The organism is Bordetella ansorpii, assembly GCF_900078705.1.
Classification (GTDB): domain Bacteria; phylum Pseudomonadota; class Gammaproteobacteria; order Burkholderiales; family Burkholderiaceae_B; genus Bordetella; species Bordetella ansorpii_A.
Map to the genome: position 1 here is coordinate 234620 of NZ_FKIF01000010.1, position 15041 is coordinate 249660.

At 64.6% G+C, this 15041-nt stretch carries 15 protein-coding genes; 8 read left to right on the plus strand and 7 right to left on the minus strand.

What is annotated here, in order from left to right; all coding sequences use genetic code 11:
• Positions 1-54 precede the first annotated feature (54 nt).
• Together A6745_RS25535 and A6745_RS25540 are read left to right on the plus strand one after the other, a co-directional pair.
• Positions 55-1251: a cupin domain-containing protein gene (locus A6745_RS25535; protein ID WP_197488232.1), complete on the plus strand. Its 1197-nt coding sequence runs from the start codon at positions 55-57 to the stop codon at positions 1249-1251.
• A gap of 3 nt (positions 1252-1254) precedes the next feature.
• Entirely contained in the window at positions 1255-2142 is an 888-nt protein-coding gene (locus A6745_RS25540; protein WP_066133753.1) for a fumarylacetoacetate hydrolase family protein, read from the plus strand.
• Here the strand turns inward: A6745_RS25540 and A6745_RS25545 are convergent.
• Positions 2139-2984 carry an SDR family NAD(P)-dependent oxidoreductase gene (locus A6745_RS25545; RefSeq protein ID WP_066133756.1) on the minus strand — a complete coding sequence of 282 codons (846 nt, stop codon included), beginning with the start codon at positions 2982-2984 and terminating at the stop codon, positions 2139-2141. The two genes, A6745_RS25540 and A6745_RS25545, sit on opposite strands and share 4 nt — an antisense overlap.
• Positions 2985-3096: 112 nt before the next feature.
• On the opposite strand from A6745_RS25545, the gene A6745_RS25550 reads away from it, so the two are divergent.
• Together A6745_RS25550 and A6745_RS25555 are read left to right on the plus strand one after the other, a co-directional pair.
• The gene (locus A6745_RS25550; RefSeq protein ID WP_156513545.1) at positions 3097-3819 is read left to right on the plus strand and encodes a hypothetical protein; all 723 of its coding nucleotides are present in this window, start codon (positions 3097-3099) and stop codon (positions 3817-3819) included.
• A 67-nt stretch (positions 3820-3886) separates the two neighbouring features.
• Positions 3887-4858 (plus strand): tripartite tricarboxylate transporter substrate binding protein, encoded by a 972-nt coding sequence (locus A6745_RS25555; protein WP_066133762.1) that lies wholly within the window; start codon positions 3887-3889, stop codon positions 4856-4858.
• A gap of 93 nt (positions 4859-4951) precedes the next feature.
• Here A6745_RS25555 and A6745_RS25560 read toward each other — a convergent pair whose 3' ends face one another.
• Together A6745_RS25560 and A6745_RS25565 are read right to left on the minus strand one after the other, a co-directional pair.
• Positions 4952-5419: an EthD domain-containing protein gene (locus A6745_RS25560; protein ID WP_156513546.1), complete on the minus strand. Its 468-nt coding sequence runs from the start codon at positions 5417-5419 to the stop codon at positions 4952-4954.
• Positions 5377-6258 (minus strand): Bug family tripartite tricarboxylate transporter substrate binding protein, encoded by an 882-nt coding sequence (locus tag A6745_RS25565; protein ID WP_197488233.1) that lies wholly within the window; start codon positions 6256-6258, stop codon positions 5377-5379. The genes A6745_RS25560 and A6745_RS25565 overlap by 43 nt, the downstream gene beginning before the upstream one ends.
• A 287-nt stretch (positions 6259-6545) precedes the next feature.
• Here A6745_RS25565 and A6745_RS25570 point away from each other — a divergent pair, with 287 nt between their 5' ends.
• Positions 6546-6743 carry a hypothetical protein gene (locus tag A6745_RS25570; protein ID WP_156513547.1) on the plus strand — a complete coding sequence of 66 codons (198 nt, stop codon included), beginning with the start codon at positions 6546-6548 and terminating at the stop codon, positions 6741-6743.
• Between the two features lie 31 nt (positions 6744-6774).
• Here the strand turns inward: A6745_RS25570 and A6745_RS25575 are convergent, their stop codons facing one another.
• The gene (locus A6745_RS25575) at positions 6775-7701 is read right to left on the minus strand and encodes a LysR family transcriptional regulator (protein ID WP_066133775.1); all 927 of its coding nucleotides are present in this window, start codon (positions 7699-7701) and stop codon (positions 6775-6777) included.
• A gap of 114 nt (positions 7702-7815) precedes the next feature.
• Here A6745_RS25575 and A6745_RS25580 point away from each other — a divergent pair, with 114 nt between their 5' ends.
• The 3 genes from A6745_RS25580 to A6745_RS25590 all read left to right on the plus strand — a co-directional run bounded on the left by A6745_RS25580 (position 7816) and on the right by A6745_RS25590 (position 11006).
• The gene (locus A6745_RS25580) at positions 7816-9168 is read left to right on the plus strand and encodes an MmgE/PrpD family protein (protein ID WP_066133778.1); all 1353 of its coding nucleotides are present in this window, start codon (positions 7816-7818) and stop codon (positions 9166-9168) included.
• A gap of 68 nt (positions 9169-9236) precedes the next feature.
• Complete coding sequence (locus tag A6745_RS25585; RefSeq protein ID WP_156513548.1) at positions 9237-9929, plus strand: maleate cis-trans isomerase family protein; 693 nt, start codon at positions 9237-9239, stop codon at positions 9927-9929.
• A gap of 108 nt (positions 9930-10037) precedes the next feature.
• Entirely contained in the window at positions 10038-11006 is a 969-nt protein-coding gene (locus A6745_RS25590) for a Bug family tripartite tricarboxylate transporter substrate binding protein (RefSeq protein ID WP_197488234.1), read from the plus strand.
• A gap of 36 nt (positions 11007-11042) precedes the next feature.
• Here the strand turns inward: A6745_RS25590 and A6745_RS25595 are convergent, their stop codons facing one another.
• The 3 genes from A6745_RS25595 to A6745_RS25605 are packed head-to-tail and all read right to left on the minus strand — an operon-like array spanning position 11043 to position 14912.
• Entirely contained in the window at positions 11043-13439 is a 2397-nt protein-coding gene (locus A6745_RS25595; RefSeq protein WP_066133783.1) for a xanthine dehydrogenase family protein molybdopterin-binding subunit, read from the minus strand.
• Entirely contained in the window at positions 13436-14425 is a 990-nt protein-coding gene (locus tag A6745_RS25600) for an FAD binding domain-containing protein (RefSeq protein ID WP_066133787.1), read from the minus strand. The genes A6745_RS25595 and A6745_RS25600 overlap by 4 nt, the downstream gene beginning before the upstream one ends.
• The gene (locus tag A6745_RS25605) at positions 14412-14912 is read right to left on the minus strand and encodes a (2Fe-2S)-binding protein (protein ID WP_066133790.1); all 501 of its coding nucleotides are present in this window, start codon (positions 14910-14912) and stop codon (positions 14412-14414) included. The genes A6745_RS25600 and A6745_RS25605 overlap by 14 nt, the downstream gene beginning before the upstream one ends.
• Positions 14913-15041: the final 129 nt, after the last annotated feature.

The following is a 15041-nucleotide window of genomic DNA, read 5'->3' on the forward strand; positions in this document are numbered from 1 at the left end:
AAAGCGATTTCGATAGAGGAATGCCACTAGTAGCACAAGTCGCAGGCTGCAACCATGAGAGATTATACCAAGCATAAGGTACAACCTTATGATGTATTATGGCGCATGGATTTTCAGTTCGACAGGCTGGAGCGGGAGCTGGACAGGACAGCCCGGAGATGGAGCGATGGAATGAGTGAAGAGACAAGCATGCAGGACGCGCGGGCGCGTCAGAATCTGAAGGCCGAGCTGGCGAAATTCAATTGCAAGGTCCACCAGCCGGATGACCCGCCCGTATTCACGCGCGAACCGAAGTCGAGCACCCAGACCGTGCATTGGCGCTGGGCCGACCTGCAACCATTGCTTCAGCGCCTGGGATCCGAACTCGACATCGGTTCGGGCGGCCAGCGCCGCACGCTGCGGCTGGCGAATCCGGGGCTGCCCTATGGCACGACACATACGTTCTGGGCGTCGATCCAGGTGATCCTGCCCGGTGAAATCGCCGCCGCGCATCGGCATACGGCGAATGCGTTCCGGTTCATCATGAAGGGCGGTGGCGCCACGACCACCGTCGACGGCGAACGCTATGTGATGAACGAAGGCGATCTCGTTCTGACGCCGTCGATGTGTTGGCACGACCATGAATACCATGGAGACCAGCCGATTGTATGGCTGGACATCCTGGACGTGGCCGTCATGCAGATGTTGCATGCCAGTTTCTTCGAACCGCATGCTTCGGAACAGCAGGCAGTGCTGCCCGTGCCGGACAGGTCGGAACGCCTGTTCGGTAACGCCCTGATGATGCCGCCCGCGGTCGTCCCGACGGGAGCGACGGCGAATCCGCTGCTGGTGTATCCGCGCGCGTTGGCGCTCGAATCGCTGGACCGCATCGCCGTCCTGGGGAGCGATCCCGCCGACGACCTGATCCAGGAATACCGCAATCCCGTCACTGGCGGTCCAGCCATGCAGACCATGGACATGCGGCTGCAACGGCTGCGCGCCGGTTTCCAGGGCGTCGCACGCCGGCATACGGGGAGCAAGCTCTATTACGTCGTCGAGGGTGCTGGCAGGACCGTCGTGGAAGGCGTCGCGTACGACTGGCGGGCGGGCGACTTCCTGACGATCAATCCCTGGGCGTGGCACTCGCACGCCAATCTCGGCGGCAGCGATGCGCTGCTGTTCCAGGTCAATGACTTCCCGGTCATGCAAAAGCTCGGTTACTACCGCGAAGAAATCGCGGACGAACCTGTTTCCGTCTCCAAGAGCAACTGATACATGAAGATCGCTTCCTTCAACGATTTCCAGGTCGGGATCGTCACCGACGCCGGCATCGCGGACGTCACCGGCGCATTGCCAGAGTTTCTCGCGCGATTGCCCGGGCAACGCATCAATTGGCTCATCGAGAACTGGGCTGAATACAGACCCAAGCTCGAAGCAGCCGTTGCCGGCGCGCCCTTGCACCGACTCGGCGACGTGCGGCTTCTGGCCGCGAATCCCGCGCCGCCGCACATCTTCGCGGCGCCGGCCAACTACCGCAAGCACATCGGCGAACTGGGCGACCGTTCGGTCACGACCGGCGGGCGTAGTGCACGGGAGCAGGGGTTCTTTCTGAAGGCGCCGGCCAGCGTGGTGGGCGCAGGCGGCACCGTCTGGTTGCCGAAGGGCTCCAACAGGCGCTTCGATCACGAGTCCGAACTGGCGGTCATCATCGGCAGGACGGCCCGCGACGTCCCGCGCGCCAACGCACTCGACTATGTGTTCGGGTATGCCTGCCTGATCGACGGAACGATGCGTATCGAAAAGGGTTCGGGCGAAGAAGAGCGCACGATGCGCAAGTCCTTCGATACCTTTACGCCCCTGGGCCCCTACCTGGTGACGGCGGACGAGATTCCGGAATCTGGAACGCTGCGGAATCGCCTCTGGGTGAACGATGAGCTGCGCCAGGATGCGAATACCTCGGATCTGATTGTCGGCATTCCCGAGTTGATCGAGATGATTTCGTCGGTGTTGACGCTGCGGCCGGGCGATGTGATCGCAAGCGGTACCCCGGAAGGCGTGGGGCCGATGGCGAGCGGCGATACGGTCCGGATCGCGATCGACCAGGTCGGGGAAATGGCCGTGACCGTGCGCGAGCGCGAAGCCGTCGCGCCCCGTCCTTACTAAGTCGCCGGCATTCGGGGGCGTCGTTGTTGTCCCGCTGCCAGGTCCCACCACCCCGCCGGCGCGGACGCCGCCTGGTAGGCCGCTTCCGGCGGCAGCGCGGTGTCCCAGAGATTCGCGCGGATGCGCCTGCAGGTCACGCCATCGGCGTCCCGGGACAGCAGCCACTGCAGGGGGGGAATCATGACATCGGGCGACAGGAGGGATTCGCGCGACAGGTTCGGAATGTCCGGCACCATTGGCGTATCGACCGTGCCTCCTGGCACCAGGACGTTCGCGGTAATCCCGGAACCGCTCAATTCGCGTGCGAGAATCGACGTGTACGCTTCCAGGGCGGCCTTCGATGGTCCGTACGGTCCGGAACCGTTGGCGAGCATGTGGTCCAGGCTGGTGGTAATGGTAATGACCCGACCCCATTCGCCGGCGCGGAAGCGCCGGACCGCGGCATTGATCAGGCGGATGGGGCTCATCGTATTGGCGTCGAACATGCTATGCCAGGCGGAAAAATCGATATCCCAGACGGGTGGGGGATCCGTCAGCAGATCCCTGGTGTAAATGGCGCGCCCGAGCCCGGAGCTATTGACGACCGCGTTGGCCTGGCCGAACGCCTGCTCCGCGCCGTCGAGCAAGCGGGGCGGAGAGCCGGCGTCGCCCAGGTCCGCGCGCATCAGTCTGAGGCGGGCATGATGATCTGGCGCCAGGGAATCCTTCAAGCCCTGAAGCCGGGCATCGTCGATGTCGGTGGCGAGCACCTTGGCGCCGCTTTCCAACAGTGCGCGCACGACGGCCCGCCCGATACCACCCGCCGCGCCGGTCACGATCGCGCTTACATGATTAAGTCGCATGCTGCTCCCCAGTCGTCCAGGATCTCATTTGTATGGTTGGACCATACTACATTAAAATTCGGAACAGCTGGTATACGTGCGTTGACCGCATCTGACAACAAGGAGAAGGAAATTGGCATTGCTCGGAAAGACAGCCGTCGTGATCTATAGCAATTACCCGCGTGAATACCGTGAGGAGCACTGCAGGTTCCATTCCTATGAACACCTGCTCGAACGTGTGAGCACTAAGGGTTTTCTGCGCGGACGTCGCCTGAACGCACTGGATGAAGGCTCCCCTTCGGCCTTTGCGCTGTACGAAGTGGCCGACAAGTCCGTCACGGTCCAGGGCGAATACATCGACAAACTGAACACCCCCACGCCCTGGACCCAGAAATTCCGGCCGCTGGCCGACTATGCCGGCCGCACGCTGTGCGAAGTGGTGGCCAGTTCGGGATTGGGCACTGGCTCACGAGCCATGACGGTGCGTTTCTCGCCGGCCGCCAGGCGCGAAGATGCCCTGAAAGCCTGGTTGATGGAGACGGTGTCGGGCGATTTTGCATCCCGTGACGGCCGCGTTGGGGCGCATTTCCTGGTCCGCGACCGGTCGATCGAAAGGCCTATGACCGAAGAGGAGCGCATCTGCGCGCACGGCGCGGGGTCCGTCGAATCGGATTGGATCCTGCTGGTGGAAGGATGGGACGAGGCCATGCTGCGGGAGTTGGGTCGCGGCTTGCTCGGCGAGGAAAGCCTCGTATCGCACGGCGCGCGAGTGGGGGTGATTTTCGACTTCTATGCGCTTTCCCATGTGCTGACACACGAAGAAATGGTCCGTTCGTCGGCCGTCGGTGCGGCGTGATAGCAGGCTGCGCGGGCTCGCCTGGGCCCCGGGCGCCTTCAATAAAAGATTCCGTAGGGAGACATACATGAAATTTCCTAAACTGGTCGCGGCCCTGGCAACGTTCGCGGCGGCCGCCTGCGTGGCGGGCGCCGCGCATGGCGCTTTTCCGGACAAGCCCATCCGCTTCATCATTCCGTTTCCCCCCGGCGGATCGACGGACACCCTGGGCAGGATGGTGGCCCGGGGCATGAGCGACAAGCTCGGGCAACCCGTGATCGTCGAGAACCTGGCCGGCGCGGGCGGCGCGCTCGGTGTGCAGAACGTGGCGCGGGCCAATCCGGAGGGATACACCCTGCTGTTCACGGTGTCGGGCCCGATCACGCTCATCCCCTTGGTGAACAAGGCGGTCCGCTACAAGATGGAGGATCTGGAGCCGATCGGGATCGTCGCGCACACCCCGCTGCTGCTGGTGGTTCCATCCAGCTCGCCGTGGAAGAGCCTGAGTGATCTCGTGGCCGCCGGCAAGACTACCAAGAAGGACAACTTCGCCTCGCCCGGCATCGGCTCAGTCACGCATGTCGCGAGCGAAACGGTGAATCTGCGGGCCGGCACGCAGTTCCAGCACATCCCGTACAAGGGTACGCCGGACATCCTGATCGCAATGGCGGCCGGCGATGTGCAGTGGTACACGATCGCCGGCATCGACGGCAAGGGTCCCATTGCTGACGGACGGCTACGTCCGCTGGCCACGCTGAGCATGGAACGATCGTTGAACTTTCCTTCCATCCCGACCATGCAGGAGCAGGGCGTCGCGGGTTTTGATATCTCTGCCTGGTTTGGCGTTTTCGCGCCACGCGAGATACCGGCGCAGAACCGTGACGTCCTGAATCAGGCGCTCAAGGCCGTGATGAACGATCCTACCTTCGTCAACCGGATGAAGGAGTTCGGCGCTGACGTCAAGCCTGACGATGCGGACATCGGCAAGGTCGAGACCTTTCTGGACGAAGAGCGGACCACCTACGAGAAGACCGTAAAGACGTTGAATTTGAGCCAATAAGGCTACGGGGCGCAAAGCATGGCTTGCGCCCTGGCATGAACGGCCCGGCGGTGCCCGCGGCGGCTCGCATGTGGTGCGAGCCGCCTTTTTCCGTCATGCGTCCAGGGATATCGAAACTTCTTCCGCGATCATGTACTGATTGAGGGATAGCTCCATCAACCTTGCGCTGCTGGCCTTGCGCTTTTCGCTTTGCCAGTCCGGCGAACGGATCGCCGCCTTCAACGCGTCCAGGCTGTCGAAATGCAGTTCGACGATTGCGTCGCAGGACAGGTGCCGGCCGCTGGCGAGCGGTTCGGAGTCCGAGACGTCGACCGGAAAGTTGGCGACATACTTGCGAAGCCCCGGCAATGCGCCCTTGACCAGTTGCGAGTGCACGTTGAGCCAATAGGCGCGGAAATCCGCCACGGACTCGTTCTGGTGACGGTTGATCAGGCTGATATGTTTGATCATGGGAAACTCCATTTCAACAAAGAGGGAAGCGGCGGCGGGCGGGCCGCCACGGCCGGAAGGGACGGCTTCTACTGGCCGCTGATGTTCAATTGCCTGATCAGGGTCGACCAACGGGTTCGATGGCTTTCGAGGAGTGCCGAAAACTGCGCCGGCGACGAGCTGGCCGCGTGCAGCCCCGTGGCGGACAGCGCCCTGCGATACTCCTCATCGCGCGCCACGTTTGCCATCGCTGCGGCCAACTTGTCGACGATGTCATGCGGCAGCCTGGCCGGGCCCACCAAGCCGAAGAAAATCGGCACCTGCATGTTTGGGACGCCCGCTTCTTTCACAGTCGGCACGCCGGACATGGCGGGCTCCCGGCCGTCACCCGATACCACCAGGCCGATTAGTTTGCCGCCGCTCACCTGAGGGATAGCGATTTGCGACGACACCCATGCTATGTCGACCTGACCGCCCAGCAAGGCGGAAATGCATTCTGCGTCGCTCTTGTACGGCACGTGAAGCAGATCGGTCTGTGTCTCCGACTTCAACAGCTCCCCGAGCAGGTGGGTCGACGTGCCGATGCCGCTGGTGCCGAACGATATCGAGCCGGGTTGCGCCTTGGCTTTCGCCACGAGCGCCTGCAAGGTGTGCACGTCCAGCCCGGGGCGGGCGAGCAGGACGGATGAGGACAAGCCAGCCAGGCTCACCGCCGTGAACGCCGTCGCCGGGTCGTATGGTGGATTTTTCTGCAGATAGGGCGCGATGGTGAGCGGGCTATTGCCGGCCCATCCAAGTGTGTAGCCGTCCGGCTTGGCCCTCGCCAGCTGACCCAGGCCTATCATGCCGCCGGCGCCCGCCTTGTTCTCGACGACGAAGGTCTGGTGCAAGGACTTGGTGAGCAATTGCGCGGCGAGCCGGGCCGATTGGTCCGTGCCGCCGCCTGCGGCGAATGGGACGATGATCGTCACGGGATGGGTGGGGTACTCCTGCGCGCTAGCGCAGACGCAAATGGCCGCGAGCGCGACGCCTAAGACTGTCCGCCGAATCATGGTGTCTCCTGTATAGTATTATGGTACGACCATACGACTATATCGCAGCGGAGTGTCGACGGCAACGGTGCAAACGACAGAGGTCACGGTCGCTGCGCGCTCAGGAGGAGAAAGAGATACCAGATCCCATCTTTTCGGGCGTCACCATCGTCGTAGCTGGCATAAGCGTCCCGGCGAGCAACGGTACGAACCTGGCGCATATGAGCGTGTCCCTGCCCATAGGCGTCGCTTGCGCGCGCGACGTGGCCCTGGCCCTGATCGTCGGCGCCCACACCGAGGCGCAGGCGCTGGCGAACGCCAGCTCGATGAAGGACACCGTTCCCGCCGCCTTCTGGGACGAGCTGAAACGTCAAGGCCTGATCGAGCAGAATGCGCCGGTGCCGCAAGGGGGCAAAGCAGCGTGAGCGGTTTGACGGGCGCCGCCGGCGGGAGGCGTCAATCGTTCTTCAACGACGCCCAGTCGGTGCGCGCACGGAAGTGCTGCAGGCAGAACTCGATGAATAGCTGCACCTTCAGGGAACGATGGCGAGCCTTGTGCGTCACGATGCACACGTCGTCGTCGAACCCGAAGGCGCTGGCCTGGTAATCCGTGAGCAGCGGCACCAGGCGCCCCGCGGCCAAGTCTGGGCCGACCATCCAGGTCGGCAGTAGGACGATGCCCAGGTGCCGCAAGGCGCCTTCACGCAGCACTTCGCTGCCGTCGGAGCGCAAGCTTCCTGTTACCGCAACTTCGATGAGTTCACCGTCCTTGATGAAGCGCCAAGCGGGTCGCGCGACGTCCGAGCGAAAGGTCAGGCAGTTGTATGCCGCCACCTCCGCGGGACGTTGCGGCCGGCCATACTTGTCCAGGTAGCGCGGGCTGGCGCAGACCGTGCGTGGGCTGGAAACCAGCTTGCGCCTGACCAGTGAAGGACTCGTAACGTCGCCCCAGAGGATCGCGACGTCGATTTTCTCGGCCACGAGATCCGTGGGGTGGTCGGACAGTAGCAGGTCGACGCGCAAGCCACCGTGCCTGAGCAGGAACTCCGGCAGGATGGGCGCGAGATGTTTGTTGCCGAAGGCGACGCGCGACAGGACGCGCAGCGTCCCTTTCGGCGTCGCCTGCAACTGGCCGATATCGGCTTTCAAATCATCCATCGCGTTCAGGATGGACTGCAGGCGCTCGTAGTAGAGCGCCCCCGCCTCCGTGAGCGACAACCGCCTGCTGGTGCGGTTCAGAAGCTTGGCGCCTATCGAATCTTCCAATGCATTCACCGCGCGGAAAACACTGGCTGGGGCTATCCCTGCCTGTCGGGCGGCAGCCGAGAAGCTGCCCAACTGCACCGACCGGGCGAAAAGCTGCATGCAGACGATGGTATCCAAGCGCGGCCTTTATCTTTTCAGAAAGCGAAAAGGTAGTTTGCGTCCCGTCGGATTGTCAACGGAATCAGGCTCTCCTACCTTAGCGGCTACAAGATCAACAGAACGGAGACAACGATGGCGATCACGCGCAATGATTCCATGCAAAGCATCAGCGGCCGCTGGGCTGCCTTTTCAAGCGGCCTGCGTTTCGAGGATTTGCCGGCTGCTATCGTCGAACTCGCCAAGGAACGATTGTTGGATTGCCTGGCCACTTCCATCCCCGCCACGCAGCTTCCGGTGCCGACGGTGGCCATGGCGCTCGCGACCCCGGGAGGCGGCCACACCACCATCATCGGACATGCTGGCGGCTATGCCATGCCCGACGCCGCGTTCGTGAACGCCACCCTGATCAACGGCAGGACCCAGGATGACGTCCTGTACAAGTCCCATCCCGGCGCTGTCGTGGTGCCTGCCGCCCTCGCATTCGCCGAAATGCACCATCGCGGCGGGCATTACCTGCTGGCGGCACTGGTCGCCGGCTACGAGATCGTCGCGCGTGCGTACGTTGGCGGTCCCGGCATGTTGCCGCGCTTTCGCGCGACCGGCGTGGCGGGCGCCATAGGCGCCGCCGCCGCGGCTACCCGAGCCATGGGCCTGGATGAAAGGCGGACGCGGGACGCGCTGGGCTGCGCTGGCGTGTTCGCGGGCGGCTTCGGCGCCGGTTTCCTGACGGGGACGATGGACGTCAAGCTCAACGTGGGCATGGCGGCGCGTAATGGCACGTGCGCCGCCATGCTGGGGGCCGCGGGGGCGACCGCGTCGCCGCTCGCGTTCGAAGGCGAGGCCGGTTTCTATGAGGCCATGGCCAATACCGCGGACGACGCACATCGGGCGGTTGCTGGCTTGGGCGAACGGCTGCTGATGACCGAGACGGTATATAAGGAATACCCGATCTGCATGTTCGTTCAGACGCCCGTGGCGTTGGCATTGGCGCTTGCCGCACGGCATCGCCTGGATCCGGCTGGCATCAATGTCGTGCGCATCACGGTGTCGGATGCGACCTTCACCAATCCCGGGTTCACCAACGTCGCACCCTACGCCAGCGCCTTGCATGCGAGGATTTCCGCCCGATTTTGCGTGGCCGCCGCGCTGCTGGGCAGGCCGATCGACGAATACGGTTATTACGAAAACCTGCGGGACGAGGGCGTGCTGACGCTTGCCGACAGGATCGAACTCGGGCGCGACAGCCAGCTTGAGGACGAAGTGGTTGTCGACATCGCCACGAAGGATGGCCGCCGACTGCGGATGACGGGTTCCGAGGGAGAGACCATGAAGCCGTCCATGGAGAAAACAGAAATCAAGTTCAGACGCATCGCGGCGCCGGCCTGCCATGGCCGCGCCGAGCAGATCATCGACATGGTGAACCAGCTCGAGCACATCGGCGACGTCAATGATCTGACCGCGTTGCTACGGCCACCCGGTCCGTAGGCCACGGGTACGCGAACGCATATCTAAAGGAGAGGAAGATGTACGGCTGGAGAGCGAAGATCGGATTCATGGTGCCGCCCGGCGCGCCGACGGTGGAGGTCGAAATGCCGCGCCTGGCGCCGCCAGGGGTGTCCGTCCATTTCACGCGGATGGATGCATCGGAAGGCGTGGGTACGCAATGGGGCCAGGAGGAACGCAACCGGCGCCAGGCGGCCAGCGTGGACGAATGCGCGCGGCTTCTCGCCATGGTGCGCCCGGCCGTCATCGTCATGGCGCACACGGCCACCAGCTACACCATAGGCGCGGAACGCGAGGCGGAAATCACCGCGCGTGTCGAAAAGGCGACCGGCTGCCGGTTCATCACCGCCTTCGGCAGCTCGCTGGCGGCGCTGCGGGAGCTGGGCGTGAAGCGTATAGGGCTGGCCACGCCTTACTCGGAGGAGATCACGCTGGTAGGCAAGGCGCACCTGGAAAGGCATGGAATTACCGTGGTGCGGTATGCGCATCTGCAGGACTGTCCGAACGTCTATGACGAGACGCCGGAGCGCGCCTACACCGTGGCGCGACGCGCCGATGGCGAAGACGTCGATGCGATTTTTCTCAGCGGGGTCGGGATGCCCACCTTGCCGGCCATCCAGCAACTGGAGGACGACCTTAAGAAGCCCGTCGTGTCGGCGGCGGGCTGCATGATGTGGAATGCCCTGCGAACGGCGGGTGTGGACTACCGGCAGCCCGGCTACGGCAGGTTGTTTGCGCGATAGGTAATCCGCTTTCGGCGGCGAGCCTGCCGGCGTTGCCGCGACAGGGCCGCCCTTGCAAAAACCATAATGTTGGAGACACGAATGAACCCTGTGAACCGTCGCCGCGCCATGCAGGCGCTGGCGGGCGCCGTGCTGGTGCCCGCGCTTGCCAGGATGGCCAGCGCGAAGGCCTATCCTGACCAACCGGTGAAGGTGATCAATCCTTTTCCGCCGGGCGGGTCCAGCGATGTGATCGTTCGGGCGGTGACCGCGAAGATGAGCGAATTCCTGGGCGGGTCCCTGTACGTCCAGAACCTGCCCGGCGCGGGCGGCACGATAGGCTCCGACCGCGCGGCCAAATCACCGCCCGATGGCTACACGCTGTTGCTGTCCAACAATGCGTCGCAGGCCATCGCGCCAAGCCTGTATGCGCGCCTGCCCTACGACCCGATAAAGGACTTCGATCACATCGGGTTGATCGGCACGCTGCCCAACGTGCTGCTGGTCGGGCCCGCCGTCAAGGCGACGAATTTCCAGGAGTTCCTGGCCGAAGCCCGGCAACGTTCGGCCACCCCCAATCCGATGGCCTATGGTTCCGGGGGGAATGGATCGTCGCTGCATCTTTGCGGCGAGTATTTCCGGCACCTGACCGGCATCAATACCCTGCATATCCCGTTCAAGGGCAATGCGCCCGCGCTCGTGGCTCTGCTCGGAGGGGAAACGGCATTCCAGTTCGACAATATCACCACGGCCATTCCGCAGATCCGCGCCAATAAGGTTCGTGCGCTGGGGGTGACCAGCGCCAGGCGGTCGTCGGCGCTGCCCGATGTGCCCACAATGGCGGAGCTCGGCTACAAGGACTTCGTGCTGGGATCCTGGAATGGGCTGTCGGCGCCCGCGGGTACGCCGGCGGACATCGTCGATGCCGTCGCGAAGGCGTTGACTCGCGCGTTGGCCGATCCGGCGGTGGCCGCCCAACTGACGCAGTATGGCATGCAGCTCCCTGATTTTCCGCCGCCCGGCTACCGAGCCTTCGTGGAGTCGGAGATCAAGCGGTGGGGCAGCCTGGTGCGGATGACCGGGGCGAAGCTGGACTGACGCCGTCCCGGCCACCCGCCGCGCGGGCAGGGCGGATCAGACCAGCTTCTCCATCGTGATCGGCAGGTCCCGCACCCGTTTGCCGGTGGCATGGTAGACGGCGTTGCTGATGGCCGCGGCGACGCCGACGATCCCCAGTTCGCCCACTGCCTTCCCGCCCAGCGCGGTGGCCTTCAAGTCCGGTACGCCCACCGAAATCGTGGTGATGGCGGGCACGTCGGCGTTGACGGCGACCAGGTAGTCCGCCAGGCTGGCGCTGACCACGCGGCCCGTCCTCGGGTCGAATACACCGTCTTCCAGCAAGGCCTGGCCTAGCCCCATGATCATTCCGCCCATCCATTGGCTGCGCGCCAATCGCGGATTGAATACCCGGCCGCTGTCGAAGGCGCCCACCATGCGGCGCACGCGCACAGTACCGAAATCCTCGTCGACGCGCACTTCGACGAACTGGGCGCTCCAGGCGTGCGCGGACACGCCTCCCGCGGTTGGTGACACCATCTTCTTGAACGTCCGGTTGGCCTGGTAGCGCTCCTCCGGGCCCGCGCCTTCGGAGAAGGTATCGGCGTCGATGTCCACCTTGTCCCGACGGGTGGCGCGAAGCAGCGCCCCGAAAGCCATAGCCATCTCCGGCGTGCGGCTCGAGAGCACCTTGCCGTCCGCCAGTACGAGTTCCGCCGCACGTGCGTGTCGCAGGGGCGAACGGGCGTCGGTCGCGGCGATGCGCAGCAGTTCCGCGCGCAGGGCCAGCGCGCCCTTGTGGACGGCGCCGACCAGCACATTGGCCAATTGCGAACCGCCGGCCAGCGGTGCGAGCGGCAGCGAGGTATCTCCCAGGATGACGTCGATCTGACCGGTGGGCACATTCAAGGCGTCGGCGACTGTCTGGGAAAGAATCGTATAAGTGCCGGTGCCGAGGTCCACGCCGGCGCTGCGGACTTCGATCCTGCCGTCCTGGCATAGCGTGATCCTGGCCTGGCCAGGCGTGCGGCGGACGGGATAGGTACCGGTGGCCATGCCCCAGCCGATCAGTTCGCGTCCTTCCCGCATGGAGCGCGGCTGCGGGGGGCGGCGCGCCCAGCCGAACGCCTGCGCGCCGGCGGCGTAGGCTTCCTTCAATTGGCGCGTGGTCCACGGCACCTTGGCTTCCGGGTCGGCCTCCGCATAGTTCTTCAAACGCAGTTCGAGCGGGTCGATCCCGAGTTCGTAGGACAACTCGTCCATCGCCGTCTCCAACGCATAGGCGCTGGGGGTTTCACCCGGCGCTCGCAACCACCCGGGATTGACGGTGTGCGCGCGCCGCAGGCTGTGGCGCGACGAGAAATTCGGCACCGCATACATAAGCGGCGTCACGGCGTTACAAGGCTCCTGGTGGATGTCCTCCATGGCCGTTTCGTTCCAGCTGCGGTGATGGATCGCGACCAGCGTGCCGTCGCGCCTGGCGCCCAGCGTCAGTTCCTGGTGCGTCCTGGGACGTCCGCCATAGCCCGTGAACGTCTGCTGTCGCGTCAGGGAGGTCTTCACCGGGCGGCCCAGCGCGCGCGCCGCCGCGCAGGTGATCGCGACATGGGGGTGGGGCGATACCTTGCTGCCGAAGCCGCCGCCGATGAAGGGCGAAACGATATGGACCTTCTCCACAGGGATGCCCATCCATTCCGCGATGACGGCTCCTGCGCCGCCCACCCATTGACTTGGCTCCCACACCGTCAGTTCGTCTCCCTGCCATGCGGCGATGCAGGCATGCAGTTCGATGGGTAGGTTGTATTCGCGAGGCGTGGTGTACACGCCGTGCACCTTGACGTCGGCCTGCTGCATTGCCGCCTGGGCGTCGCCCCAGCTCACGTCCAGGGCGTCGACGGGCACCACGGGGGCCTGCGCGTCCCCCGCGTCCAGCACGGCGGTGGACGTTTCGTATTCCACTTCGATGAGATGGGCGGCTTCCATGGCCTGCTCAAGCGTTTCCGCGACCACGAATGCGATGTGCTGCCCGTTCCATAGCACCCGGTCGTCCTGCAGCGGTAGAAACGCTTCGGTGGCGGCGCCGCCTTTGGTGTAGACGGAGGCCGGGAGGATGCGCGGCGCGTTACCGGGCGTATAGACAGCAAGAACGCCTGGCGCCGCGCGCGCCTTGCTGGCCTCCATGCGGGCCACGCGGCCGCTCGCGATGGTGGACTGCACCAGGACGCCATGGACCAGGTTTTCCACCTGATGTTCGATGGCATAGGGCGCTCGCCCGGTGACCTTCAGCGTGCCGTCGATCCGTGGGGTGTCAGCGCCGAGGGCATCGCTGCCGGCTGGCGCGCCGGCGGGCGCGTCGGCCGTCGCGGGGCCCGAGGCCGCGAGCGCGACCGCCGGCAGCGCGCCGGAAGTGGCGCCCGCGGCCATAAGCTGGAGAAGCTCCCTACGATTGATCAGGACATCCAAACCGTGGTTCATGCGACCCTCCTGGCTTCCAGCAGCGCGCGCGTGACGACCCGGGGGATTAGCGTGATTTTGTACATATTGTGTTGCCTGGCGACTGCGCCTTTCGTGGCCCGGCTCGCTGCGGTCCTGATGACGCTTTCGGTGAAAGGCTTGCCTGCCAGCTCGGCTTCCACGGCACGTGCGCGCCAGGGCTTGGTCGCGACACCACCCAGCGCGACGCGCACGTCTTTGATGGTTTCGCCATCGCTTTCCAGCTCCACCCCGACCGCCGCGCTGGCGGCCGCGAACTCGTAGGAGGCGCGGTCCCGCACCTTCAGATAGTGGGAATTTCGGAGCGCGGCTGTAACGGGAATCTCGATGGCCGTGATGATTTCCCCGTGCTGCAGGCTGTTCTCGATGTTGGGCGTCTCGCCCGGCGTCCTGAAAAATTCGTTGGCAACGACAACCCGTTCCCGGTCGCCCTGTATGCGGATCCTGCCGTCGAAGGCAGCGAGCGCCGTCGCGAAGTCACCAGGGTAGACCGCGATACAGGCCTTGCTGCCGCCCAGCACCGCATGATTGCGGTTGATGCCATCCTGCGCGGCGCAGCCCGATCCTGGGACCCGCTTATTGCATGGCGCGGCTGCCGCAACGTCGCGAAAGTACGGGCAGCGCGTACGCTGCAGCAGGTTGCCTCCCATCGACGCCATGTTTCGGATCTGTGCGGAGGCCGCGCGGGCGAGGCTTTCCGCCACGACGGGTGCGGTGGATTTGATCTGGGGGTGGTCGGCCACCGCGCTCATGCGTGCCAGACTCCCGATGCGGATCCAATCGTTGCCCACCTCGATATGGTCGAGCCCCGTGATCCGGGTGATGTCGACCAGCCTGGCGGGCCGCTCGACGTTGAGCTTCATCAGGTCCACCAGGGTGGTGCCGCCCGCGAGCACGCGGGCACCGCCCTCATTGAGCGCCGCCGCGCCGGCGACGTCGGGCGCGCGGGTGTAGTCAAAGCTTTGCATGCGCGGCCTCCCATCCGAGGGTGCGGGCCGCGTCCTCGATGGCCGCGACGATATTGGGATAGGCGCCGCAGCGGCAGATATTGCCGCTCATGTACTCGCGGATCTCGTCCGCGCTGCCGGCATGGCCTTCCCGGATGCAGGCCACTGCCGACATGATCTGGCCAGGCGTGCAGTAGCCGCATTGAAAGGCGTCTTGCTTCACGAAGGCGGCCTGCATCGCGTGCAGGACGTTCGGGGCGTCGCCCAGTCCCTCGATAGTTGTGATCGGGAGCCCCTCGGCTTGCGCGGCCAGGGTCAGGCAGCTCAGCACTCGTTGTCCGTCCACATGGACGGTACAGGCGCCGCATTGACCGTGGTCGCATCCTTTCTTGCTGCCGGTCAGCCCGGCATGTTCGCGGAGTGCGTCGAGTAGCGTTGTCCGGGGATCCAGGGGCAGCGTCCTGTCGCTGTCATTGATCCGCAAAGTGATGGTTTTTGATTGAGTCATGCGCGAGCCCACATAGTCGAGCCTGGGTGCGGGTATTCCAGGTCACCCGCCGACTATACGTTCCGGCCCGCGAGAGTCATGAGCCCGATCCTCTGCGATGATTGCCCAATTCTCTCGCGGGCCGCCGCG